Here is a 23622-nt window from a genome sequence, read left to right as displayed (position 1 = left end):
GATGGCGACGAACACAGCGGGCCCGGCCCGGACCGGCCCCGGGCGCGAAGCCTCGACCGGGACGCCCAGCCGAGCCGAGGTGCGCGCGGCGGAGCGTGCGGAACGCGCCGAGTTCGACTACCTGTTCAACCGGCTCGGGCAGCTGTGGCCGAACTTCGGGTGTTTCTGCGGGTCGCTCGAGGACCTGCGCCGCACGGCGGCTCGCCTGGAGGCCTCCGCCGCGAACGGTGGCGGACGAGGTGCCACGACAAGGCCGGGCCGGACCACCCGGGAGCGCGCGCAGCGGACCCAGGTGTGGGGGCATCGGGGCGAGCACCACGACGCCGCCAGCCGGCGCCGCCAGGGCGCCGAACGAGCGCAAGGGCAGCAGACCCGCGAGCACGTGGGGGTATTGAGATCGCATTGACCGGCGTGACGGCACGGGCGCCGCGCTCGACGCGGGACGACCGGCCCCGGCGCATCGAGACCGGAGAGCGCCCGCCGGGACGCGGACATCTGACGGCCGCGTCCCCGCGAGAGTGGGGTTCCCCGACCGGACATCGCGGGCGCGCGGACAGTGCCGCCGGAGCGGACAACCCCCCGGTGAGGTCGCGCGGTGTCCGGCGGAGCCGGACAAGCGGCGACCGCCAGACAGGCTGTCCGCGGTGTCGTTGACCTCCGAGCTGCGAGGTGGGCCGCTGGCCGACTGGTTCGCCACCTGCTTCCCCGGACAGGGCCTGGCCGCGGACATCGCCACCGACCTCGCCGGCCGGCCCCGCAGCGGCCCGCCCGGCGGGGACCTCGACCCGGGGCACTGGCCCGCGGTCGGCGGCGCGGTCGGCACCCGCCTGGGATGGGCGGTCGAGCCCGCCCCGCCGTACTACGCGTTGTACGGATCCCACAACGCCGGGCTGATCGGGTGGGACGACGCCAACCGGGCCGCGGCGGCGTTCCCCACCCACCGCCTGGGCGAGCACGGGCCACCACCGGGCAGCGAGACCCGAGCGTTGGCGTGGCGCCCGACCCCCACCGGGTGGGTCGACACCGCCCCGGCCGGTGGGCAGCAGCCAGCCCGCCGCCAGGGCGGCACCCACCCCGAGATCGTCGGCGGGTTCGCCGCCCGGGCAGCGGCGTTCCTCGACCGGGTCCCGCCCGGCGCGTTCGGCACCGTCGGCGAGGAGACCGTACTGGCCCGGGTCGCGCTGGTACTCGGCGACTGGGAACAGGCCTACCGCCGCGGACCCGACCTGCCCCGGGCTGCCCGGATCGCGCTCGAGCAGGCGGCAGCCACCAGCGACGCCGGCGCCCTGCTCGACTCGGTCGACCCCGCCGCGCTGGCCGACACCACCGGGCTGATCGCCCACGCCCGCCGCCACGGGCTGCTCGACCAGCTCGCCGCCACCGCCGGCACGACGACCGCTCGAGGGCATGCGTTCCCCGTGTTCGTCGAGCAGTGGGCCGACGGGGACCTGCTGCTCGACCCCGGCGACGGGAACCCGACCACGCTGATCGACATCAAGAGCGTCATGAGCGCCCGCAACCCCTCGACCGTGCAACGCTGGCTCTGGCAGCTCCTCGGATACGCCTACCTCGCCGACCTCGGGAGCCCGGAGTGGCGCCTCGGCCGGGTCGGTCTGTGCTTCGCCCGGCACGCGCACGTCGTGTCCTGGGACGTCGAGGAACTGGCCGCGCTGCTCAACCCGAGCGCTGGGGTGGGTGGTCGGGCATCGTTCGATCGCGAACGCGAAGGGTTCCGCGCAGCGTTCGCCGACACCATGGCCGCGCGCGGCCTGCAGGTGAGCTGAGCGCACGACGAGCGCGGGCGACCGGGCGGGCGCCCGTCGATGGCCCATGGAGTCCTCGAGCGCGGGCCGCCGGGCCCGCCCCGATCGGCGGGCCCGGCGGGCCCGGCGGCCCCCCGGTCTACCCGACGACCGCCATGACCAGGGACTCGTCGGGGTTGCTGAGGCGCTCGACCTCCGCGCAGCGCGAGCAGGCCCGCTCCGCCACCTCGCTGGTCATGATGACGTAGCCGCCGGCACCGTTGCAGCCGGCGAACTGCCAGTAGCAGGCGGCGATATCCAGGCGCACGCCGTTGATGTGGGTGGGCTCGGGGTGGGCGGCGCTGGCCATGGTGGGCTCCTGGGGTGGGTGCCGGTGGAACGCGGCCCTGGCCTGAGCACCGGTGTCGGGGGTCCCGCAGGGACGGGCAAGGGTTCCGGGGTCCTCCGACCGGCGTGGTCCCCCTCTGCCCAGCCAGCACCCGACCTCGAGAACGAGACGCGGGGACCACCCGGTCGGTGCGGCCCCGGGTTCCTTGACCGCTCGCCCCCGACGCCGGTGCTCACCTCCGGGCGTCCCCGCCGGCGCGCGCGACAGGAACCCACCGACCAGACACCGGACCCGCGCTCACCGACCCCGGAGGCGACAGGGTGCACGCGACGGGTGTCCCCGGCAACGGTGACCACCGACGCGACCGGACCACCGCCGCCGCCCGGGGTGGCCTGGCGGCCGAAGCAGAACCATCCCGGCTCCCGGCTATCGAGCGCCGGCACGGCGCGCCGGTGGTGTCCCGAGACCCGCGCGGCTCGAAGGGCTCACGCGCGGGGTCTCGGGAAGCTCGACGAGCGCGCCCGCCCGGGCGACCCCGGCTGGGGCCGCCCCGGGCGGCGGGGGTCAGAACGGGGCCTCGTCGGCCTCGGGACCGGCCGGCGCGGTGAGCTCCGCGCGCTCGGCTGCGCACGGGCCGCAGGCGAAGGCGAGCCCGAAGCGGGTGGCGACCACGGTGTCGGCGTCGCCGGTGCAGAGGCTGGGGCGGGCGAGCAGGTCGCAGCCGAAGGTGGTCTCGGCGGTGGCGGTGGTCGTGGTGGCCATCGGGTGCCTCCGGGGGTCGGTGCGGGTGGAACGCGGCCATGGCCTGAGCACCGGTGTCGGGGGTCCCGCAGGGACGGGCAAGGGTTCCGGGGTCCTCCGACCGGCGTGGTCCCACGTTCAGCCGACGCAGGAGGCTGGGACCACCCGGTCGGTGTGGCCCCGGGTTCCTTGACCGCTCGCCCCCGGCGCCGGTGCTCACCTCTGGGCGTCCACCCGTGCCGGCCTCCGGAGGCACGACCCGGACACGGCAGGCGTCTCGGGTGCGGCCACCGGCCGGTGACCCGACCCCGCGCCGATCAGCGAGCCCCGCGGCATCCCCGGCACCGCCGTGAACCCGCGCGCGGTCGGGCGGGTCCTCGGACGCCCCCGGGCGTCCGTCCCGCCACGGCCCGGTCGGCCCCAAGCCCCGCCAGGGCGACGGCCGGCCCCGACCAGCACAGCCCGGTCGCGTAGGCCGCCCGGCGGCCGCAGCGACCGGAACCTCCCGGGGCGCTCGGCCCGGCGCGGCCTTGAGCGCCCCCGCTAGTGCACGGGCTCGGGTAGCGGCTGCCCGGGTGTCCAGGGCGGTGATCCGGAGAGCCGCGCGGCGTGCCGGGCGCGGTAGTGGCGGGGCGCGTCGTCGAAGTTCCACCGCGCCCACAGGTCGGTCAGCCGCTCGGGCACCGGGCCGCGGGGCGCGACGTCGTCGATGACCCAGTGCCCGAACGCGTCGGCGACCCAGGAGCTGGCGTTCTGGTGCCACATCCAGTCGCGGGCGCGCTCGAAGACCGCGCGCTGCTCGTCGGTGATGGTGTCGGTGACGGTCATGATCCGGGGGCTGCCTTCCTCGACCGGTGCTGGTGACACGACGACAGGGCGGGGCCGGCCCGAAGGCCGACCCCGCCCGGGGGTGTGCTCGTGGATCAGAACGGGGGCTCGTCGTCGTAGCCGCCGCTGGCCGGCGCGGCGGCCCACGGGTCGTCGGCGCCGCTCGCGGCGGTCCCGTTGGACTGGGCGCCGCCCTGCCTGGTGGCCTTGGTGACCTGGGCGGTGGCGTAGCGCAGCGACGGCCCGATCTCGTCGACCTCGAGTTCGATGACGGTGCGCTTCTCGCCCTCGCGGGTCTCGAAGGAGCGCTGCTTGAGCCTGCCCTGGGCGATGACCCGGGCGCCGCGGGTGAGGGTCTCGGCGACGTGCTCGGCGGCCTGGCGCCAGATGTTGCAGCGCATGAACAGGGCCTCGCCGTCGCGCCACTCGCCGGACTGGCGGTCGAAGGTCCGCGGGGTCGAGGCGATGGTGAAGTTCGCGACGGCCGCCCCGGAGGGGGTGAACCGCAGCTCGGGGTCGGCGGTCAGGTTCCCGACGATGGTGATGACGGTGTCGTTGGCCATGGTGATCACTCCCGGTGGAGGTCTGTCGGGGCTGCGGGGTGCGGCCCTGGCGTGATCACGTCCCGAGCACAGGGCGACGGTCGGGCAAGGGCGCCGAAGGCGTGCACTTCACCCTTGCCCGACCGTCGACCTGTGCTAGTGATCGCCGAACGCCAGGTCCGCGCTGCCCCGCGCCCCGACCGTGCCCACCCGGGCGAGACGCCGGTCGCCATGACCATCACCCGGCTCGGCCAACCCGGAACGGCTCCAGCTCCGTCGGCTCTGTCCGGCCACGACACCGCAGCGGCACCTCGAGTCCGGCCGCAGCCTCGACCGCCTGCGGGGGTGTGGAGGCACATCGACGGGATGACCCTGCACTCTGCTCGGATCATCGGGGCCTGGTGTCGCGCTCGGCGAGGACCTCGGGCTGGTGCTCGGGGTGCCCGGTGCTGGTGTGCTGGTCGCATTCGGCGCAGCGGGACAGGTCCCCATCGACGGTGACGGTGTGGGCCTGCGCGTCATAGCTGACCTCGGGCTGGTCCCCTGGCTCGGTGCTGTTCTGGTCGAGGGCTTCGCGCGGTGCCGGGACGATGTCGATGTCGAGGCGCGCGAACTCCGCGGCCCGGTCTACGACCGATGCCTGGGGATCGCAGGTCCGGGCAGTCCCGGCCAGCAGCAGGGTGGCGGCCACCGACACGTCGCGGACCTCCCCGACCTCGCCCGGGGGGCAGTCCGGAGGGGTTGGGGTGCAGCCGGTGAACACCACCGGCCCGAACACCGGGCCCGGGCGCCCGAACATCGCGGCGACGACCGACGCGGACGGGTTGCGGCGCGCGTGCTCGGCCCCATCGAGGTCGAACCACATGACGAGGTCGGTGTCGAGGGCCTCGGCGCCGGCCGCACCGGCGGTGTCGAGGTCGGCGCGGGTCTCGACGTGGGCGCGCATCGCCGACCACGGGTCTGCGGCTCGGACGCGGACCTCGCTGAGGTGCCCGTCGGTGTCGATCCGCAACCCGATCACCCGCGCGTCGGTGGCCCCGAGCGCGGTCGCGTGGAGGACGAGGGCACGGCGGCGCGGAAAGTCGTCGAGGTAGGTCGGCGTGTTCATCGTGGTCTCCCGGAACGGGTACGGCCCGGCAGGCGCCGGGGTGAGGGATCGGGGGCGCGAGCGCGCGCGAAAGGGCTCGACCGGCCATCGGGCGGTCGAGAGGCGCCGCGCGAGAGCGCGGGGCCGGGGCCTGTCGGGTAAACCGGCGGGCCCGGCCTGGGCTCAGGCGGGCAGGTGCTGGTCGACCCAGCTGACGAGCACGGCGCGGTCGGCGCCGTGGGCGCGGAAGTACTCACCGCGCAGCAGTGACCGGGCGTGCTCGGGGCTGGCGGCGCCGGCGGCGATGTGCGCCGCGCGGGCACGCACGCGACCGGCGCGGTCGTGGCCGGGGGCGGCGATCCCGACGGCGCCGCGGTCGCGGCACTCCCCGCACAGCCCGTCGTCGTCGGGTCGGCGCTGCTCGAGGGTGGGCCGCTCGATCCAGCAGGACACGCAGGGCGTGCCGCGGGTCGCGACGAGCGCCGGTGCCTCGTCGTCGACCCACCCCGGGTAGTCCAGATGGCGGGTGTCGCTGTCGAGGTCGTCAGTCAGGGCATCGACCCCGCCCGGCTCGGCGTCTCGGGTGAAGTAGCGGTGCGCGTCGAGCGCCCGGTCGGCGCCGGTGCGGCTTCCCGGACCGCGGGCCGGGCCGTGGCGGGTCGTGTGCTCGCGTACCGGGCCCCGAGTGGCCTCGCGTCGGCGGCGCGACGGCGGGCCCGGCTGGCTGGGTGACGGTGCCAGCGCGGGCTCGCGGGGCACGCAGGCCTCGATCACGGCGCGCCCGCCCGGGTCGGCTTTCTGCCAGAGGCGACGCAGCAGCGCGACCGCGACGACCCGCGGCCGCTCGAGGGCCTGCAGGCACGACCGCAGCAGCGCGGCGGTGGCGTCGTCGGCGGCGGCGGCCAGCTCGGCGGTCGCGCGCCGCGCGGCGCGCGGGTTCCCGGCCTCGATCATCGCGGTGACCCGCTCGAACCGGTCGGCGACCTGCTGGGCGTCCAACGCCGCGGTCGGTGCGGGGATCGCGTCGATCGTGCTGCGAGCCGTCATGGCTGCCCCTCCTGGGTGCTCGGGCCACCGGGGTCGGTGACGCGGCCCTGGTCTCAGCGCGCCCGGGGGGTGGGTGCAAGCGCGGGACGCTGGCTGGTGCGGCGTGAGACCGCCCGTCAGCCCGCGCGAGCGAAGTCGCACCGCTGCGCGGGTCCTGGCACGCGGCCTACCGACGCCGGTGGAACAGCACCGGCACTCGCCAGCAGGCCCAACGGAGAGCCGGGGCACGCGCGAAGCCCGGGAGCTCGCGCAACTCCGGGAGCGTCGAGGGGGCGGTCTCACCCGGACCGGTCGGCGGGAGCGCTTGCCACCCACCCCGACCGGGGGTGCTGACCTTCGGGCGGCACCGAGCCCCGGCGGCGACGATCGCCCGGAGGCTCCAGCTCGCCCCACTCGACGCCCCCCCGAGGCACCGAGACCACAGCAGGTACCGACACTGCGCGCTCGGGTCAGACCGGGCCGTCGCCCTCAACCGCGTCGTGCTCGCCGGCACTGCTGCCCTCGCCGTACTCGTGGGCGAGACCCACGGTGATGACCTCGCCGAGCGCGGCACGGGCCTCGGTCTCGACCTCGGCAGGTTGGTACCCGTGCCCGGTCAGGTAGTCCAGCCACCAGACGGCCGGCTCGGCCTCACCCAGCTCCACGGTGGGCTCGTCGAGCACCGCGCCGGCAAGGTTCTGATCCAGCAGCCAGGCCGTGATCACCACCGCGCGGTGGGTCACCCGCCCGGAGCTCCAGCGCTGCGCACCGCTGGACGGGTTGCGGTCGGGCTCGGCGCACAGCGCCGCGACCTCGTCCCGATGGGCGGCCTCGTCGGCGTCGGCGAGCAGCCACGGAAACCGGGCCAGCACCACCGCGGGCAGCTCGACATGCGCGCCGGCGCCCTTCTGAGTGCGCAGCAGGCCGGTGGTGTGCCGCCACCGGGTGTCGGCCGCAGTCTCCAGGGCGTCACGGCGGGCCTGCCGCGCCGCGCGCTCGGCCTCGAACCGCTCGTTCTCCGCCGCCCGCACCGCCGCCCGCTCCGCGGCCACCCGGGCGACCTCCTGCGCGGCCGCAGCGGCCTCGGCGCGACGCTGCTCGTCCCGGGCCGCGTCCTGGCCGGGCCGGCGCTTCCGCTCGCCCTCGGCTTCCAGGTCCGACTCGGCGGCACCCGAGACGTCGTCCCCAGCCGAGCCGCCGCCCTGGCGAGCATCGTCACAGTCGCCGTCGCGGCCAGCCTCGGTGTGGTGGTCGGGCTCGTCCTCGGGCGGCGGTTGTGCCGTGTCGGCGCCGGGCTCGGCGCCGGTCTCGGCATCGGCGGCGGGCGCGGTGTCCGGGTCCAGGCCGCCGGGGTCGACGTAGAGCGTGGAGTGCGGGCTGCGGCGGTAGCCGTGGGCGTCGGGGTCGGCGCAAACCACTTCGAGGCGCGGGTCGGCCCAAGGATCGTTGTGCAGCAGCACCCCGTGATCCGGCATCGCGGCGAGGGGAGAGACCACTGGGCTGCGGGTCGGGTCGGCGTCCTCGCCGTCGCGCGCCAGCAGCGGCGACCCGTCGGGGTCCTCGGCGCGCGAGAGCGACCACAGCGGCGCCAGCACGCTGTCGAGCGGGTAGCCGTCGGGCTCGTCGAACACCGTCCAGCCGCGCCGGTCGGCCTCGTCGCGCAGCTCGGCGGCCGCGGAGCGCCGCCGCAGGGTCTTGCGCAGCTCGGTGACGTGGTGCTCGAACATCGAGCCGCCACGGGCGAGCATCCCGAGCTCGGTGTCGGTGGCGCCGTCGGCGCCCAGCTCGTCGAGCACCGCAGCGTGCTCGAGCGACAGGTCTCCGCGGTAGGCGGCCTGCCGTGCGGTCTCCCCGAGGCGCGGCAGCGCGGCCGCGGCCCGGGCCTGGGCCCGCGTCAGGCCGGTGGCCGTCGCGACCCGGGTCAGGTCCCACCCTTCGGCCAGCGAGAGCTGCTCGGCGGAGCGGGCGCGCTGCCCGCTGGTCAGGTCGTCGCGGATCCCGTTCTCGATCAGCCCGGTGGCGATCTCCATGCCGACCTCGGCGGCGAGGTCCGGGCGCACCAGGCACGGCAGCCACCGCAACCGGTCCGCGGCCGCGACGACCTCGGCGCCGACCTCGTCCGCCCGGCAGGCGTCGAGGTCGATGTCGAGTGCGGCGAGCGTGGGGTCGGCGGTGACGTCGTGACCGAGGGCCTCGGCGAGCAGCTGGTCCGCGGCGAGTCGGGCGGCGTCGCGGCGCCGGTGCCCGGCGTAGATCACGAACCGCTCCGAGCCATGGACGCCGTCGACGCCGTGGGCGCCGTTCGAGACCGCGAGGGCGGGGACCACGGTCAGCGCCTGGAGCAGCCCGACCGAGCGCATCGAGTTCGCGAACTCGACCAGCGTGGCCTGGTCGCGGTCCCCGCCGCGCGGGTCGGCGGGATTGTCGAGCAGCTGGTCGACGTGGGCCTGGACGAACCATCCTGCGGCCGGTCCTCGGCCGTCGGTGGCGCCGGTGTCGCTGCTGCTGGTGTCGGTGCTGCTGGTGTCGGTGGTCATGGCGGCAGGCCTCCTGCGAGGGGTGGAGCGAGGGCAGGTGAAACCGAGGCCCGCGGCCGGCCCGGCTCGGGTGGAGGCGGTGCTCGGCCGCGTGGGGCGCGAGTCGCCGGGAGGGCCCCGAGGTGGGGGTCCGCGCCCCTCGGGCGCGGACCGGCGAGTGGTTCCGACTGGCCCGCGCGGCGTGGTCCCCCGAGGCCTGCCCAGGCGCGGGCTCACGACCAGAAGGCGGGGACCACCCGGGCGGGTCGGCCGGGTTCATCGCCGGCCTGCCCCCACCCGGGCCCTCAGACTCGCCTCGCCCCACGCGCGACCCGCCGCGGACCCGGCCCGCCATCAGGCCGCGCCGAGCTCCTCGGGGCCGTTCTCGTCGGCGCTGTCGTCGACTTGGTTGAGGTCAGGTGCGGCGCGGGCGAGGTCGGTCATGGAGCGGTGCAGCTCCTCGGCGCGGGCCTGCTTGTCGGCCAGCTCGTCGGCGCGCGCGAACGGCGCGCCGAGCTGCTCGCGGGCCAGGGCCCGCTCCCGGCCGGTGTTGTCCCGCCGGTCGGCCGCGCGCCGTCGGCGGACCTCGAGGCGCTGGTGGCGGTGCTCCAGCGCCGCCACGATCCCGAGGCCTCCGGCGGCGAGCTTGTCGCGGGTGGCCACGACCGGCTCGCCGGGCGCTTCGGCGAACTCCAGATGGTGTTCGACCTTGCCGTGGCCGGTGGGGTCGCGGTGCAGCGAGTGCTGCAGGGTAAGCCCCCCGAGGTGCCCGACCGCGCCCGCCCCGCCGCGAACACGAGCCGGCGAGCCGGCCAGGGCGCCGGCGAGGTCGGCGGCGAACGCGGCCCGCTCCGTGTAGGACCTTGACCCGTCTACAGCGCCTGCGTCGTCGAGGTCGGCGGCGAATCCGTCCCCGCGGGTCGAGCGGCTTTCGGCGATCGCGTGGTCGAGGCCGGCGATGTCGGTCTCGAGAGCGGCGATGGTGTCGTCGGCGACGGCGATGGTGTGCTGGAGGTGGTGCTGGGTGCGCCAGTGGGCGCGTTCGAGCCGCTCGAGGGTGGCGACCTCGGCGTCGAGGCGGGCCTTCTCGATGACCCGCGGGTCCCCGGAGGCCAGCGCCTTGACCTCGTCGAAGGACAGGGTGGCCTCGCCGATGTCCTCGATCTCGCGGACGTCGAGGCGGCCGTGCATGACCTGATCGATGAACGCGGACTTCCGCGCGACGGTCTGCCAGCTATAGCCGTCGAAGCTGCCTTCGGTGATGTAGCGGTAGACCGCGACCTCGCCGTAGGGGTTGCCCTGGCGGCGGATGCGCCCGTCGCGCTGGTGCAGGTCGGCCGGGCGCCACGGGCAATCCAGGTGGTGCAGCGCCACCGCGCGGGCCTGCACGTTGGCCCCGACACCCATCTTCTCGGTCGATCCGACCAGCACCGCGACCTCGCCGCTGCGGGCGGCGGCGAACAGCGCCCCCTTGGCCGCGTCAGTGGTGGCGTCGTGGATGAACCGCACCGACCCGGGCGGCAGCCCGCGCGCGACCAGCCGCTCGCGCAGCCCGTGATACACGTCGAACCCGCTGCCGGTGGCGCCGGCGCGGGTGGGGGTGCCGAGGTCGCAGAACACGATCTGCAGCGCCCCCGGGACCGGGTGCGGAGTGCCGTCGGGGTGGTCGAATCGGTCCCCGCGGTGTGCCCGCCAGATCCTGGCGATGGTGGCCGCGGCGTGATCGACGGTGGCGTTTCCGGGCTGCCGGTGCCCGATCAGTCGCAGGTCCAGCGCGGCCGCGCGGCCCTCCGAGCAGACCTTGAGCATGTTGTCCTCGCTCGGGTGCACACCGCGCCCGCGGATCGCCTCCGCGCGCTCCCCCAGCGACGCCACGAACTCCCGCAGCTCCTCGCTCGGCTCGACGGTGACCGTCGCCGGGGCGCGGGCGCCGTCCTCGGGCCTCGGCGCCAGCGCGGGGATCGGCAGGGCGAGGTCGGTGGCGGTCTTGATGTCGGCCGAGACGTGCCACAGCCGCAGCAGCTCGGGCACGTTGGTGAACCGCGCGAACCGCTCGGTGAGCCGGAATCCGGCCGCGTCCGGGGTCATCTCGACGGTGGTCACGACCTGCCCGAACGTGGCTGCCCACTGGTCGAACTCGTCGATCCCCGCAGTTTCGAGCAGGTCCGGGCGGGTGTAGCGCTGCATCACGTAGGTCTCGGTGATCGAGTTCGTGACCGGGGTCGCGGTGGCCAACGTGACGATCCGGCGGCCGTTGCGCCCGCGTAGCCACCACAGCTTCATGTCCAGGTCTTGGGCGCGTTGCGAGCCCTCGATCGCGGCGCCGGCGATGTTCGATGGGGTCCGCAGGTTCTTGTAGAGGTGGGCCTCGTCGACGCAGACGTAGTCGATCCCGGTCTGCTCGAAGCTGACCCCCGGGTCGGCGGCGCCGTCGAGCTTGGCCTTGATCCGCTCGATCGCGGACAGCAGCATCCGTTGCACCCGCTTCACCGATCGGTCCGACCCGCCTCCGTTGGCGGCGAGGGTGTCGATCCAGCGGGTCAGCCGGTTGGTCTCCTGGTCGAGGTAGGTCTGCTGGGCTTCGCGCGAGAGCGGGATCCGCTCGAACGCCGAGCGGGTCATCAGCACCGCGTCCCAGTCACCGGTGGCGACCCGGGCCACGAACTCTCGGCGCCGCTGCGCGGAGGTGTCGTCGCGGGTGGCGACCAGCAGCCGCGCCCGGGGGTAGAGCGCGGTGAACTCGCGCGACCACTGCTCGAGCATGTGGTTGGGCACCACCACCGCGGGCTTGGCCACGAGCCCGAGGCGGCGCAGCTCCATCACGCCCATGGCGATCTCGGCGGTCTTGCCGGCGCCGACGTCGTGGGCGAGCAGCACCCCGGGCTCGGCGATCATCCGCGCGACCGCCGAGTACTGGTGCGGGCGCGGGGTGAAGCCTTCGGCCAGCCCGGGCAGCGACAGCGTGTCCGGACCGGCGGCGTCGTAGGAGCGCAGCACGATCGCGTTGAACCGGTCGTTGTAGACCCGCGCCAGCGCCGCAGCACGCTGCGGGTCCTCCCACACCCAGCCCGAGAACCGCTCGGCGATCTCGCGAGCCTTGTCCTGCGCGGCCAGGGTGTCGGTGACGTTGAGGACCTGCCGCTCCCCCGACGGCGTCTTCACCGTGTCGGTGACCCGCACCGGACGCTGCTCGCACAGCGCCGCCACCAGCTCGCCGGCCGACCGGCGCGAGGTCCCCCAGTGCTGGGTGGCGGCGACGCCGTGGCGGGCGCCGAAGACCTCCCAGACCGAACCGCCCGGGTGCTCGACGCGGGCGTTCGCGTCGTCGAGGACCTCGCGCATGAACGCCTGGATCACAGCGGCGTCGATCCACGCCGCCCCCAGATGCGCGGTGATCTCCCCAGGGGCGAGGTCGGCCGGCACGACCGCGCGCAAGGCGGTCACGTTGCGCTGAAGCGACGGGTCGCGCTCGGCGGCCGCGGTGGCGATCGCGAGCTTGGCCCGCACGTCCCCGGACAGGTACTCCGCGGCCGGGACGAGCTCGCCCTCGATCGCACCATCACTGTCGTCCCCGGCCTGGTCGTCCCCGGCCTGGTCGTCCCCGTGCTGTTCGTCCCCGTCCTCGGTCTCGAGGTCTCCGGGATCGGTGAAGACGAGGTCGCCGAGGCGCTCGCGGGCGGTGGCGGGGTCGACGCCGAGCAGCTCGCCGATTACCTGGAGGTCAACGCGGGCGTGCTGGTCCAGGCAGATCGCCAACGCGTCGCCCGGCGAGTCCGCCCCGGTGCGCGGGGCGCGGGGCGCGACCACGCGGCGACGGAAGATGTCCGCCGGCAGCGCGGTGCCGAGCTCGGGGTCGTAGCCGTGCTCGAGCGCGTACACCGCGGCGGCATAGGGGTCGTCGCGGAACCCGCCCTGGCGCGGTAGGACCGCGACGTCCGCTGCGCGGTTTGCTGCCCGCTCTGGCGGGTGGTGTACCGAGTGATCGGCCCGAACTCAGCCAGGTAGGCGCGGTAGCGGGTGCCCAGCTCGTCGCGCCGCGCGCGCATCAACGGGGTCTCGTCGCGCTCGGCGGCCTCGAGGTCGAGCAGCGCCACGACGGTGTCGCGCAGCCCCAGCAGCGCGCGCAGCTCCGCGACCTGTGTGCCGGGCACCTCGAGCGGGGCAAGCTCACCGGCGGTGACGCGGCCGAACCCTCCGTCGGCGTCGACGACGGTCAGGCCTTCGCGCCACGCCGGGCTCGGTGGCCCGGATCCTGCAGCGGGCGCGGGCGCGGTGTTGTTGACCGGCCGGGCTTGACGGGCGGCCCGCTTGGATCGTGGCGCGGGCACCGTGGTCGACATCGAGGTGGCCGCGCGGCGCAGGGTGAGCCCGGCGGCGCGGGCGTCGTCGACGAGCTCGGTGAGTGCGGCGGCGAGCTGTGCTGCCAGGGGCGTACCGGGGTGCGGGTCGACGTGCAGGCTGGCCGCGCTGTACGGGCCGGAGCGCAGCGCGAACCGGCCGAGCACCCGCTGGGGGTGCTCGGCGAAGTAGGTGTTGACCGCGGCCGCGTCGTGCTCGGGATAGCCGGGGACGCGGGTGATCCGGTCGAACAGTGGTCCGCGCGCCTCGGCGTGCTCGTCGCGGCGGCGCAGGATCAGCAGGTCGCTGACCGCGTCGGTGCCCGCGGCGCGGTCGTGCGCGCCCGACGGCAGCCGGATCGCGCCGACCAGGTCACCGAGGGAGGCGATCTCGCGGCGCCCGGCGGGGTTGCGCGCGTCCAGGGTGTAGCGCGAGGTCAACACCGCCACCAACCCACCCGGCCGCACCAGGTGCAGGGCGGCCACGACGAAGTGGTCGTGGATCGACAGGCGGCGCGGGTTGTGCCGCCGGTCGTGCAGGGTGACCGCCCCGAACGGCACGTTGCCGATGGCCAGGTCGAACGACCTTTCAGCCAGGGGCGTGTCGGCGAACGACTCACACCGCACCTGGGTCCGCGGGTGCAGCGCCGCGGCGATCCGGGCGGTGGTCGGGTCCTGCTCGACTCCGACGACCCGCGCACCCTCGGGGGCGTGGTGCAGGAAGTTCCCCGACCCGCAGCCGGGCTCGAGCACCGCGCCCCCACCGAAGCCGAGCGCGGCGACGGCGTCCCAGATCGCGGTGACGATCCCCAGATCGGTGTAATGCGCGTTCAAGGTGCTGCGCGCGGCCGCCGCGAGCGCGGTCGAGTCGAGCAGCTCGGTGAGCTGCGCCCGCTCGCCGGCGAATCGCGGGTCGGCCTGATCGAACACTGCCGGGACCGCACCCCAGCCTGACCAGCGCGCCAGCACGCGCCGCTGCGCCTCGCTCGCCGCCACATCACCGAGGTCGAGGGGCCCGCCGTGGGTCTGACCAGTGGGGAGCGCCCCGAGTTCGTCGAGCACCCGCAGCGCGTCGAAGTTCGCCCGCACCCGCGCCCGCGCCCCGGAGGGCGCCAGCTCGTCCTGGGTCGCCGGACGCCACACGTGGCGGGCGATCGAGTCCCGCCGCGGCAGAGCACCGGTGCGGCTGCGCGCCAGGCGCGTGGGGGCGCCGGTCGTGGTGGTGGCGGTGGTCAGGGTGTCCGTCGGGCTGGAGCTGTCGTAGTTCACCGCGGGGCCTCTCGTCGCGCACGGGAACGGGACGACCAAGACCGACGACCTGGTGGCGGGTGTGAACCCGGCCGGGTGCGGCTCGTTCGCCCCGTGGGGCGCGAGCGGCGTGGAGGTACGCGGGCGGGGGTGGCCGCAGGCCACGGGCGGGACTCCGAAGGCTCCGCCGACCGGCGCGGACCGACCCTGGCCCCAGACCGGCACGCCGGGCACCTGTCGGCGGGGTCGGTCCACCCGGTCGGTGCGGGCCGCGGGGTATCGCCCGCTTCGCCCCCGCCCGGTGTGCCTCAGCCTGGCTCGCCCCACGTGACGACGAGACGCTGGGGCAGGATCTTCGCCGACGACGTCGTCGCCGCAGCCATGATCGACCGCCTGGTCCACTACGCCGAAGTCCACGCTCTCCGGCGACTCCTGCCGCACCCGTGCCCACCGCGAACTGCTGGCCAAGGAGCGCAGCCAGGTCGACTGATCAGCCCGGATGATGGGGCGATGTTCGAAGGGTTCGTCGACGAAGCGATTGAGCTCGGCCCGGTCCGGCTGCGGGTCCGCCACGCACTGGGGCCGCAGCCCGACACCGCAGCCACCGTGCTGCTACTACACGGCCACCCCCGCACCTCGGCGACCTGGCACCGCGTCGCCGGCGCCCTGCGCGAGCTCGGATACGGCGTCGTCTGCCCGGACCTGCGCGGCTACGGCTCCTCCAGCGCCCCGCCCACCGACGCCGAGCACCGGGCCTACTCCAAGCGGGCCATGGCCGACCACCTCGCGGCGTTGGCCGAGCACCTCGCGTGCGCTCGGAGCCTTAGAGGACCCGGTATCCGTCCTCGAGGTAGGCGGTACGGGAGCTGTTGCGGGCTTCGAGAGCGGCTACGGCGCGACGTGTCTGTAGTGGGGGGAGATGCTCGGCGAGATGCTCGGGGGCGACGAACGCGGCGCCGCGCAGTTCGTCGCGGCAGGTCGTGAGCGCACCCAGGTCGGGCAGCGTGCCGCCGTCGAAGACGGTAATCATGGCTTCGGTCCGGGTCGGGCTCGCGGGGACGTAGTCCACGACGAGCAGGACCCCGGGGGCCTGGTCGATGCCGAGTTCTTCTCGGATCTCTCGGCGTGCAGCCGCGGCCGGGGACTCGTCGGCTTCGATGGCGCCGCCGGGCAGCTCCCATCGCGGTTTGTAGGTCGGGTCCAAGATGAGGACCCGACCCTCGGGATCGGTGAACAACACGGTGGCAGCACCGCGCTTGCGGACCAACCCGTCATCGTGGGTGGCAGGTGCGGCCGGGGCGGTCGACATGGGTGCCCAGGATAGGGCACCGGTCACGGCGCTCCCCCGTCGTCGGTGGCCCAGCCGAGCCAGGCGCCATGGGGGTGGTAGCTCCCGAGAGCGCGCTCGGCAGTGAGACGTCCGCGCGCACAGCAGATCAGCCGCAGCCGTTGGGGGTCGGCATCGTCTCGCGGTTCGGCCCGGACCCAGCTCAGTGGTCGGCGTTGAGAGGCCTCCAGCACCGCCCGGTGGAACTCCGCGCGCGCGCTCGGCGTCATGTGGGCAGTGACCGCGGTGTGGAACACGACCGGGTGTTGGTCGTCCGGTACTGCAGCCACGAGTTCGCCGACGCGGTCGGCGGCGTGGCCGCGGTAGAGCACAGGGCGGGTGCCGGTCGTCTCGGCGCGTGCCGCGGCGGCAGCGAGGGCCTGGTCGAGGCGTGCCCGGCGACGCGAGTGCTCGGGCCACACCAGCGCGCGCAGCCACCTGTGGTGCGCGGGGTCAGCGACGTCGAGCGGCGCCAGATCGAGCCCCAGACGGGCGCCGATGTTCGGCCGCGGCCTCAGGGCCGGAACGGGTGCGCCTCGCAGCGCGCAGTCCAGTTCGGGGAAGGCCGCCTCCCCGCCGTCGACCGGCGGGTCGATGCGGAGAGCCGCCAGGCCGGGGCGGGTGTAGCGCAGGGGGTAATGGTCGGCGAGTAGGTGCAGTCCGGCGCTGGCGCCGATCTCGACCAGCCCGAGTGGACGCGAGGTGGTGGCTGTGACGGCAACGAGCGCGGGATACAGATAGGCGACGCGGCCTACCTCGTTGAGCTGCGCGATCCGGGACGGAACCCGCGCAGCGATGTGTTCGCGGTGGCGGCGCGCGAAGTCGATGATCGCGGCGACGTCACTGGCCTGGCGGCCACACGGCTCGGGCGGCTTGATCTCGTCGCCGGCGGCGTCGGTGTACGCGCTCACTGCCGCTAGGTCGTGGAGCTCATCGGCAAGCTCCCGGATCACGGCGAGCAGCAGGTCGGGCTTGTTCTGCCCGCGCTGGGCACCAGCTGCGGCAGTGAGCAGGGTTGGTTCGGCACTGATGGCACGAGCCAGCTCGGCGGTGAACGGAGCGTAGGGCCCGGCGCGGTGCTCGGCGAAGCCCCGGAACTCGGCGGCGATCTCGGCGATGCGGCGCTCGGTTCCCGGTCCGGCGACGGTGTTGCCGTGCGGTCGGTGCGAACTGCGCGGCGTGGGGGTGGTCATGGCTGGGTCCTTTCGGTCGAAGCGGCGACAGGGTCGGGCGAGTGCTGGCTGGTCTCACCGCGCAGCAGGGCCAGCCCGGCCGCGCGCTGCAGGGAGTCGTGTATGCCGTCGGCGTAGCGCAGCGCGTCGAGGTCTCGGCGCGCCTTTTGCAGGGGATGGTCATGACCGAACCCCGCGGCTCCGACGAGCCCCAGCAGCTGGTCGGTCGTGCGTCGGGCCGTGTCGACCCCCAGAGCCTTGGTGGCTGCGGCCCGCCGGGGCGCGTCTGGCGCTCCGGTGGCCGCCAGTCGTTGGGCGTGCAGGACCGCTAACAGCGCGGCGTCCAGATCTGTCTGGGTCGCACCGAGCGCGATCAGGGCGTGATCTCCCACCCGTTCGATCTCGCCGCGGGCGAGTCGCTGGGCCAGATGTGCGGTGACGGTGTCGTGCACCGCGGCGGCGGCGCCCAACGCGGTAGCGGTGACCAGACCGCGGTAGTGGGCGAAGTGAGCAGCAAAGATCCCCTCCGCGTCGTCGTCGCCGTTTCCGAGCAGCTGCGAGGCGTCGATCGGGACGTCGCGGAGCTCCAGCGCTCCCCAGGACCACCCGGCCAGCCCGGCCGGTGGGGTCTCGCAGCGAGCCAGCTCGGGGCGAGTGGCGTCGACGACGACGGCGGCGAGACGGTCGTGCTGGTCACGAGCGAACACGACGAATACCGCCGCCTCATGCAACCTGCTGATATGAGCCTTGTTGCCGCGCAGGACCCAGCCGGTGGCGGTGGGGATCAGCCGCGTGGCCAACGAACGAGTGCGGCTACCGCCGGTCGGCTCGGTGATCGCGATTCCGGCGAGATCTCCGGTCGCCAACCTGCTGGCCCACCGGTTGCGGGTCAGGTCGCTGGCGTGGCGCAGAATCATCCGGCCGTGACCGGGCCCGCTGACGTCGCGTAGGTCTAGGTCGTAGTACCCGGTGACCCACTGGCGCAGGGTCTGGGCGAGGTCGGGCCCGCCGAGCAGCGCTCGCGTGTCGGGTTCAGCGACCGGTCGGTGCGCAGGACCGCGGGGCGCCGGTACGGCCCCGGTAGTCGTGCAGGGACCGAGCTCGCCTGGGTGAACGGTGCCGGCCACGAGCAGGCGTCGCAGCTCGAGCAGGGCGCGAGCCCGCGGACCTATGTGGCTGGCACCGTCTTGATCGTGTTCATCGGGGCGCTGGGTCGGTGGCGGTAGAACAGGCAGGCTTGCGCGCACTGCCTCCTCGAAACGGCCTATCCCGTCCCACGCGGGCCCGTCGATCTCGGGCAGGGCGCCGCGCAGCGCGCGCAACCAGGCCCCGGCAGGCCGGTGCGGGGGGCTCATCGGGTGCCCTCGGTGGAGCGGTGATGGCCGCGAGGCGTCAGGGTGCGAGCAGGATTGCCGGCCACGACGGCGCCGGCGGGCACATCGCGCAGCACCACCGCTCCAGCTCCCACCGTGGCACCGGCCCCGACGGTGACCCCGCCCAGGATCACAGCCCCTGACCCGACGCGGCAGCCCTCGAGGAACCGTGGCGGGGTCAACAGGGTCTGTCCCCCGCCGACCTCCCAGTCCAGGCCGTTGTCGTTGATCGTGCGCACTCCGGCGCCGAGGAACACGTCGTCGCCGACGCCGGTCTCGGCGGTGATGTGGGTACCAGGCGAGATGCGGACCCGGTCGCCGAGCACCGCGCCGCGCTCGATGGTCAGCGTGTGCCCGAGCAGGCAGTCACGGCCGACGCACACGTCCGTACGCAGCAGAGTGTGATGGCCGACCACGCTGCCCGCACCGACCTGGACGCCCGCGTAGAGCACGGCCCCAGCCCGCAGCACTGCCTCGGACCCGACGCGAGTGGTTCGGCCGCTCCCGGGATGGGTGGCGCGTAACGCGTACCCGAACTCGGGCTGACCCACGATCACCCGGTCCTCTGCGCGGGCACCGCCCGCGAGGGCGGTCCCTCCGTGGATGACTGCCTGTGCTCCGATCTCGACGTCCTGCCCGACGTCGATGTTGCGCTGCAGACCGAGCCGGTCCCGGGGGCAGAACAAGGCCCACGGACTGACGTGAGCGCCAGCCGAGATCGTCACCACTTGCTGGGCGATCGCGTCTGCCGCGCGCAGGTGAACCGGCGGGCGGGGATTGGTGAGCCGCTGATCGTCGTCGTCGAACTCGTCGGTCATCGGTGCCTCCAGGGCGGTGGGTGGTGCGGGTGGAACGCGGCCCTGGCCTGAGCACCGGTGCCGGGGGGCCCGCAGGGACGGGCAAGGGTTCCGGGGTCCTCCGACCGGCGTGGTCCCCTCCGCCCAACCGGCACCCGACCTCGAGAACGAGACGCGGGGACCACCCGGTCGGCGCGGCCCCGGGTTCCTTGACCGCTCGCCCCCGACGCCGGTGCTCACCTCCGGGCGTCCACCCGTGCCGGCCGGCCCGGGGCACGGGCAGGGGCGACGAGCAAGTGGGGACGGGCACCTCGGGGGCCCGCCGGACTGCGCCCGCCGTTGACGGTGGGGCCCCGGCCGGTCGCGTCGATCTTGGGTGAGCGCGGCGTGGGCGATGCTTGACCGCCGTGGGGTGGTCTGCGACGTTCCGGCTGATGTGCCCGGCCCCTTCCCCCCGGGGCCGGGCACATCGTCGGCCGGAGTCCCGGGGGGTCAGGCCAGGCGGTGGGCAGACTCGGTGGCGGCCTCGGTGATGAACTGCCGCAGGCTCGCGGGGTCAAAGCCGTGGTCGAACGCGGCGCGCAGCAGCCCGCTGAGGCGGTGCTCGGGGTCGGCGTCCGTGGCTCGCTCGAGCGCGACGCTCGCCATGACTCCGCCGCCGGTCTCGATCGCCGCACACGCGAGCAGCACGGCGGGCTCGGCGGCCTCCGGGGCCGGTGCGGCGCGGGTCAGCAGCCACCACAGCTGGTGGGCGTGCTCGGGGCGCACCGCGTCATCGCAGCCCAGGGCGAACCCCAGGCACACGTCCCGCACCACCGGATCGGTCAGCGCGGCCACCAGCCGGACCAGGCGGTCCTCGTCGAGGGTCTCGCCGCGCCCGACCCTCTCGGCGGCGTCCCGGATCGCCGCGAGGTCGCCGCGGGCGGCCTGCACGCGGTCGCGGGCCCGCGCGTGGCGGGCGGCGTCGTGCGCGGCGTCGAGCTGGTAGCGGCGCCGCGCGCTCGCGGCCACCGGGTCCGGTCCCAGCGCGGCCGCGGCCTCCTCCCGCGACCGGTAGGTGACCGACCCGGCCACGGCCTGGTGCGCCGCGAGCGCCGTAGCGCCCGGGTCGGGCAGGGAGCCCGAACAGCACCCGTCGTAGCAGCACCAGACCGCGCCCGCGGTGATCTCCGGTACCCAGGTCGCGGTGGCGACCTCGATCCCGGCGGCGGTGAACGCGTCGCCGAGCGTGTCGATCAGGCCGCGGTACGGGACGTCGACGCCCTCGCTCTCGGCCACCACCACCGGATGCACGGCGTGAGCCCCGGTCTGGGCGATCCGGTTGCGCATCGCCCGGGTGAGCGCGCGCTCCTGCTCCGGGCTCGTCGGGAGGTCGGTGCGCACCAGCGCCCCGAGCCGGGAGCCGCCTTCGACGTGGTGCACGCCGATCAAGATCAGCGACTGGCGGGGGGCGAAGCCCAGCAGCGCGGGCGCCGAGGCGAGCAGGCTGCCGGGGTCGCTCAGTCGCACGACGGTGCGGGCCTGAGGTGCGGATTCCTGGGTCACGATCGTTCTCCGTCTCGCGAGAGGTGAGACGGGGCTCCGGAGCCGGCGGCCGGGCCGAACTGGTCGTGCCGCCGGCTCCTTCGCCCCGTGGGGCGCGAGTCGAAGCGAGGTTCCCGGCGCGGGGTGGCCGCCTGCGGCCACGGGCGGAGGGCACGGCTCCTCCGAGCGGCGTGGTCCCGCGGCCAGCCGGGCAGCCGACCTCGAGACAGGAGGCTGGGACCACTCGGTCGGTGCGGGCCAGGGCCCATCGCCCGCTTGCCCCCGCCGGGGACCTCAGAGTCGCCACGCCCCACGGGAGAAGGAAGCAGCAGCCGGGTTCGACGCGTCGAGGGTGCGAGGACCGGTGGTCGCTGACCGCGCGATCTTGACCGCGGGTCACTCGCTGTCGGGGGGGTGTGGAGACTCAGTCGAGGTGGACGGCGGAGTGCTCGGCCTACTGGGAAGCATTGCAACGAAGCCGTACACGGCGAGGGGGAACAGGGCCCATGCGAGGACGTCGGCGACCCGGCCGACGAACTCGGCCCCGCCTGGCACCTCGATGGTCACCACCGTCGCGACCACAGAGAGGTACAGCGCCGAGAAGAGGGCGACGAGCTGGCCCGCAGTCAGTCGATCCAGGAGATGGTCCGGCGCCGTAGCGACCGTGGCGCTGATCCGCTCGCGGATGCCCTCGACGTCGCCCTCAGTGAGGCCGGTGGGTTCGAGCTGGTCAAGCAGGTCGTGGATCGGCTCTGAGTCGACGACTGTCCGGACGGCGTCCTGGAAGGGTTCGGACTCCAGCAAGTCCTCGGTGAGATCTTCGGCGACGTCTCCGTCGTCTTGGTCGATCAGCTCCTCGGCGAGCTCGGTGGAGAGGTTCAGGAACGCGCTGCGGAACTTGTCCTCGTACCTCGTCCTGACCAGTTCGGCGACCGCTGCGCTCCGAGCGGCGACACTGCTGTCGTACAGACCGGCGTTGAGCTTGGCGGCGTCGATGGCACGCGTGGCCTCGCTCGCTGCCCACAGATTGAGCCGAGGACCCACCGATGTCACGAGCGCCTCAGTACTGCGCTGGAGCTCGGGCGTGATCAGGTCGGTCAGCCGCGCGGTGTAAGCGTCCGCTCTGAAGCTGGAGCTGATCTGCTTTGCGAGGCTGTCGGTACTGAGCGAGACCCGGATCCGCTCGTTCATCGCGCGCACGGCCCGACGCACTCCCTCGTTGCCGTCGAACGGGTCGTCGTCCCCACCGGCCGTGGTAGCGGTCATGAACTCGGACGGTACGGGCCACGTCCGACGGTCAGCCGGTGCCGGTGGAGTCGCAGCACCGTCACGGCAGACCTGTCGAGAGGCGCTCCGGCTGGTTGGGTCGGTTACGGATCCGAGTAGTGGATGAGCACGTGGATGCCGGCGTTCTCGGCGGCGGCGCTTAACGCGGGAAGGTCCTGATCGTCGGCAGGTGCCGGCTGCAGGGGGAACGCGACCACGACGTCGGGTCGCAGCGCGCGCAGCTCTGCGGCGCTGTCTGGTTCGTGGTCGTGGGGCTCGCTGCGGTAGCCCAGCCGGGTCGCGGTCAGGGCGGCCCAGGCGTCGACACCGCGGAGTCGACCACGCTGGTCGCGGCGCGAGCTGTGGACGATGACCACGTCGCGGTGCCCGCGGGCGACGGCTTCGATGCTGTCGCGGACCTCGACGGCCCGCTCGTGGGGCCAGGACCCGGACCCGATGATGACTATCCGCACCGGCATGGTCGGCGCCGGCATGGTCGGCGCCGGCCCGGCGGCGGCCGCGGTGGGGTCGTCGTCCGGGGCTCGGGCGGGGGCGCCGAGCTCGAGGGCGCAGGCCTCGTGGACCCACCACCGGCCCTGGCCAGGGATCTCCATCAGGGCCTGCCACTCGCCGGTGTCGATCCGCTCGCCGCATCGGCGGCAGACACTCCAGTGGGCCGAGCGCATCCAGGCGGTGGCCTGCCGCGGCTCGCGCGCCGCGGGCGGCCCGGCGTCGTGTGCGCTCATCGGGTTCACCTCCAGGAGCGTCAGACGAGATCGGGGGACCGAAACGCGATCCCGACGGGCGGGGATCGGGGTGGGGTCAGGGCGTCCGGTTGCGGTCCAGGGTCGTCGAGCGGCCGGCCTTGGGCTGGCCCGGTGCTGTCATTCGCGGTAGCGGCGCTGCCCGGCCCACACCTGGCGCATGTCGTAGAGGGCCCGCGCGCGCTCGGCCCACCGCCGCCCGGCGGCGAACCCGAGCACCAGGCCGAGCACGAGCCCGACGATCAGGGCGGTGACCATCAGCGCTCCCCCGTCCGGGCCCGCTGGTCTGGTTCGGCCAAGGGCATGCCTTCGAGGTGGCGGCGCACCCAGTGCGCGATGTCTTGGGAACGTTCGCCCATCAGGCGTCCGGTCTGGCCGCGGGTCAGGGTTCCGCTGACCACGGCGGCGACCGCCGCGACGCGCCACTCCCATCGACCGGTCTCGGCGGCCGCCGGCCCGGCTACGGACGATCCGTTGGCCATGGTCGAGGTCAGCGCGTACACCGACGCGAGGTCGACCTCGCCGGCGCCGGGCTGTCCGTACTGACCGGCCAGCACGAGGCGCGTGGCGTCGCGGAGCTCCGGGGGCGGTTGTCCGGCCCGTCGGTCCACGGGCTCCGGCCCGGGGGGTGTCTGGCCGGCGACGGCGGCCGCGGCGTCGTCGCCGGTGTCTGCCTCACAGCTGCCTGCGGCGGTCGCGACAGCGGTGGTGGCGACAGCGGTGGTGGCGGTCGCCTCGCCCGGCGTGGTGGTCGGGGTCGGCGCGGACCGCCGGTGCCCCGTGCGGGTCGCGCGGGTCGCAGGCTTGGTGCGCGAACGATGTCCGGCGCTGCGCGATGGCGGGCGAGCAGAGACCTGCTCGGGCGCGCGATCTGCCTCGGGTGTGGCGGGGGGCCGCGCTCGGGCGCGGTCCGGGAAGGTCGAGCTGGGCCGCCCGGGCCGGTCGAGGTGAGGGCGCTGGTCGCGGGGTTCGGTGGGCAGGGT

Annotated in this window: 19 protein-coding genes and 1 pseudogene; 3 read left to right on the top strand and 17 right to left on the bottom strand. The window is 74.7% G+C overall.

Going from position 1 to position 23622, the window contains the following annotated elements; genetic code table 11:
* Position 1: 1 nt before the first annotated feature.
* Together AC2A1K_RS12815 and AC2A1K_RS12810 are read left to right on the top strand one after the other, a co-directional pair.
* The gene (locus tag AC2A1K_RS12815; protein WP_483896687.1) at positions 2–406 is read left to right on the top strand and encodes a hypothetical protein; all 405 of its coding nucleotides are present in this window, start codon (positions 2–4) and stop codon (positions 404–406) included.
* Between the two features lie 238 nt (positions 407–644).
* Entirely contained in the window at positions 645–1784 is a 1140-nt protein-coding gene (locus AC2A1K_RS12810) for a hypothetical protein (RefSeq protein ID WP_483896686.1), read from the top strand.
* A 118-nt stretch (positions 1785–1902) separates the two neighbouring features.
* Here AC2A1K_RS12810 and AC2A1K_RS12805 read toward each other — a convergent pair whose 3' ends face one another.
* From AC2A1K_RS12805 to AC2A1K_RS12765, 9 genes are all read right to left on the bottom strand, one after another.
* On the bottom strand, positions 1903–2112 hold the full coding sequence (locus AC2A1K_RS12805; protein WP_483896685.1) for a hypothetical protein: 210 nt from the start codon (positions 2110–2112) through the stop codon (positions 1903–1905).
* Between the two features lie 543 nt (positions 2113–2655).
* Positions 2656–2853, bottom strand: a complete 198-nt coding sequence (locus tag AC2A1K_RS12800) for a hypothetical protein (protein WP_483896684.1) — start codon at positions 2851–2853, stop codon at positions 2656–2658.
* Positions 2854–3375: 522 nt separating this feature from the next.
* Entirely contained in the window at positions 3376–3660 is a 285-nt protein-coding gene (locus AC2A1K_RS12795) for a hypothetical protein (protein ID WP_483896683.1), read from the bottom strand.
* Positions 3661–3755: 95 nt separating this feature from the next.
* Complete coding sequence (locus tag AC2A1K_RS12790; RefSeq protein ID WP_483896682.1) at positions 3756–4223, bottom strand: single-stranded DNA-binding protein; 468 nt, start codon at positions 4221–4223, stop codon at positions 3756–3758.
* A gap of 367 nt (positions 4224–4590) precedes the next feature.
* Positions 4591–5310, bottom strand: coding sequence for a hypothetical protein (locus AC2A1K_RS12785; RefSeq protein WP_483896681.1), 720 nt, complete (start codon positions 5308–5310; stop codon positions 4591–4593).
* 162 nt (positions 5311–5472) lie between these two features.
* On the bottom strand, positions 5473–6336 hold the full coding sequence (locus tag AC2A1K_RS12780) for a hypothetical protein (protein ID WP_483896680.1): 864 nt from the start codon (positions 6334–6336) through the stop codon (positions 5473–5475).
* 449 nt (positions 6337–6785) lie between these two features.
* Positions 6786–8852 carry a ParB/RepB/Spo0J family partition protein gene (locus tag AC2A1K_RS12775; RefSeq protein WP_483896679.1) on the bottom strand — a complete coding sequence of 689 codons (2067 nt, stop codon included), beginning with the start codon at positions 8850–8852 and terminating at the stop codon, positions 6786–6788.
* A 333-nt stretch (positions 8853–9185) separates the two neighbouring features.
* Complete coding sequence (locus AC2A1K_RS12770) at positions 9186–11726, bottom strand: SNF2-related protein (RefSeq protein WP_483896715.1); 2541 nt, start codon at positions 11724–11726, stop codon at positions 9186–9188.
* 815 nt (positions 11727–12541) lie between these two features.
* Entirely contained in the window at positions 12542–14437 is a 1896-nt protein-coding gene (locus AC2A1K_RS12765; RefSeq protein WP_483896678.1) for a methyltransferase domain-containing protein, read from the bottom strand.
* Positions 14438–14797: 360 nt separating this feature from the next.
* On the opposite strand from AC2A1K_RS12765, the pseudogene AC2A1K_RS12760 reads away from it, so the two are divergent.
* Positions 14798–15211: pseudogene (locus AC2A1K_RS12760) on the top strand (alpha/beta fold hydrolase); the annotation flags it as partial.
* Between the two features lie 28 nt (positions 15212–15239).
* On the opposite strand, the gene AC2A1K_RS12755 reads toward AC2A1K_RS12760, so the two are convergent.
* From AC2A1K_RS12755 to AC2A1K_RS12720, 8 genes are all read right to left on the bottom strand, one after another.
* A complete protein-coding gene (locus tag AC2A1K_RS12755; RefSeq protein WP_483896677.1) occupies positions 15240–15725 on the bottom strand; it encodes an NUDIX domain-containing protein in 486 nt (161 codons plus the stop codon).
* Positions 15726–15748: 23 nt separating this feature from the next.
* Positions 15749–16936 (bottom strand): DUF2332 domain-containing protein, encoded by a 1188-nt coding sequence (locus AC2A1K_RS12750; protein ID WP_483896676.1) that lies wholly within the window; start codon positions 16934–16936, stop codon positions 15749–15751.
* Entirely contained in the window at positions 16933–18237 is a 1305-nt protein-coding gene (locus AC2A1K_RS12745) for an acyl-CoA dehydrogenase family protein (RefSeq protein ID WP_483896675.1), read from the bottom strand. The genes AC2A1K_RS12750 and AC2A1K_RS12745 overlap by 4 nt, the downstream gene beginning before the upstream one ends.
* Before the next feature lie 29 nt (positions 18238–18266).
* Positions 18267–19106, bottom strand: a complete 840-nt coding sequence (locus AC2A1K_RS12740) for a DapH/DapD/GlmU-related protein (protein ID WP_483896674.1) — start codon at positions 19104–19106, stop codon at positions 18267–18269.
* A 471-nt stretch (positions 19107–19577) separates the two neighbouring features.
* Positions 19578–20630 carry a DUF4192 domain-containing protein gene (locus tag AC2A1K_RS12735; RefSeq protein ID WP_483896673.1) on the bottom strand — a complete coding sequence of 351 codons (1053 nt, stop codon included), beginning with the start codon at positions 20628–20630 and terminating at the stop codon, positions 19578–19580.
* Positions 20631–21005: 375 nt separating this feature from the next.
* Entirely contained in the window at positions 21006–21875 is an 870-nt protein-coding gene (locus AC2A1K_RS12730) for a hypothetical protein (protein WP_483896672.1), read from the bottom strand.
* 104 nt (positions 21876–21979) lie between these two features.
* Positions 21980–22621: a hypothetical protein gene (locus tag AC2A1K_RS12725; protein WP_483896671.1), complete on the bottom strand. Its 642-nt coding sequence runs from the start codon at positions 22619–22621 to the stop codon at positions 21980–21982.
* A gap of 138 nt (positions 22622–22759) precedes the next feature.
* Positions 22760–22897 (bottom strand): hypothetical protein, encoded by a 138-nt coding sequence (locus tag AC2A1K_RS12720; protein ID WP_483896670.1) that lies wholly within the window; start codon positions 22895–22897, stop codon positions 22760–22762.
* Positions 22898–23622: the final 725 nt, after the last annotated feature.

Source organism: Actinomycetospora sp. 2LY8.5 (assembly GCF_057180585.1).
This window is presented reverse-complemented; position numbering and strand designations above follow the sequence as displayed.

What these genes read in the sequence shown, in the direction of transcription:
- AC2A1K_RS12740 (WP_483896674.1), bottom strand. Translation starts at nt 19,106, where the DNA reads ATGACCGACGAGTTCGACGACGACGATCAGCGGCTCACCAATCCCCGC.
- AC2A1K_RS12750 (WP_483896676.1), bottom strand. Translation starts at nt 16,936, where the DNA reads ATGACCACCCCCACGCCGCGCAGTTCGCACCGACCGCACGGCAACACC.
- AC2A1K_RS12725 (WP_483896671.1), bottom strand. Translation starts at nt 22,621, where the DNA reads ATGAGCGCACACGACGCCGGGCCGCCCGCGGCGCGCGAGCCGCGGCAG.
- AC2A1K_RS12790 (WP_483896682.1), bottom strand. Translation starts at nt 4,223, where the DNA reads ATGGCCAACGACACCGTCATCACCATCGTCGGGAACCTGACCGCCGAC.
- AC2A1K_RS12785 (WP_483896681.1), bottom strand. Translation starts at nt 5,310, where the DNA reads ATGAACACGCCGACCTACCTCGACGACTTTCCGCGCCGCCGTGCCCTC.
- AC2A1K_RS12780 (WP_483896680.1), bottom strand. Translation starts at nt 6,336, where the DNA reads ATGACGGCTCGCAGCACGATCGACGCGATCCCCGCACCGACCGCGGCG.
- AC2A1K_RS12720 (WP_483896670.1), bottom strand. Translation starts at nt 22,897, where the DNA reads ATGGTCACCGCCCTGATCGTCGGGCTCGTGCTCGGCCTGGTGCTCGGG.
- AC2A1K_RS12800 (WP_483896684.1), bottom strand. Translation starts at nt 2,853, where the DNA reads ATGGCCACCACGACCACCGCCACCGCCGAGACCACCTTCGGCTGCGAC.
- AC2A1K_RS12755 (WP_483896677.1), bottom strand. Translation starts at nt 15,725, where the DNA reads ATGTCGACCGCCCCGGCCGCACCTGCCACCCACGATGACGGGTTGGTC.
- AC2A1K_RS12775 (WP_483896679.1), bottom strand. Translation starts at nt 8,852, where the DNA reads ATGACCACCGACACCAGCAGCACCGACACCAGCAGCAGCGACACCGGC.
- AC2A1K_RS12805 (WP_483896685.1), bottom strand. Translation starts at nt 2,112, where the DNA reads ATGGCCAGCGCCGCCCACCCCGAGCCCACCCACATCAACGGCGTGCGC.
- AC2A1K_RS12795 (WP_483896683.1), bottom strand. Translation starts at nt 3,660, where the DNA reads ATGACCGTCACCGACACCATCACCGACGAGCAGCGCGCGGTCTTCGAG.
- AC2A1K_RS12770 (WP_483896715.1), bottom strand. Translation starts at nt 11,726, where the DNA reads ATGATCGCCGAGCCCGGGGTGCTGCTCGCCCACGACGTCGGCGCCGGC.
- AC2A1K_RS12730 (WP_483896672.1), bottom strand. Translation starts at nt 21,875, where the DNA reads ATGACCGCTACCACGGCCGGTGGGGACGACGACCCGTTCGACGGCAAC.
- AC2A1K_RS12815 (WP_483896687.1), top strand. Translation starts at nt 2, where the DNA reads ATGGCGACGAACACAGCGGGCCCGGCCCGGACCGGCCCCGGGCGCGAA.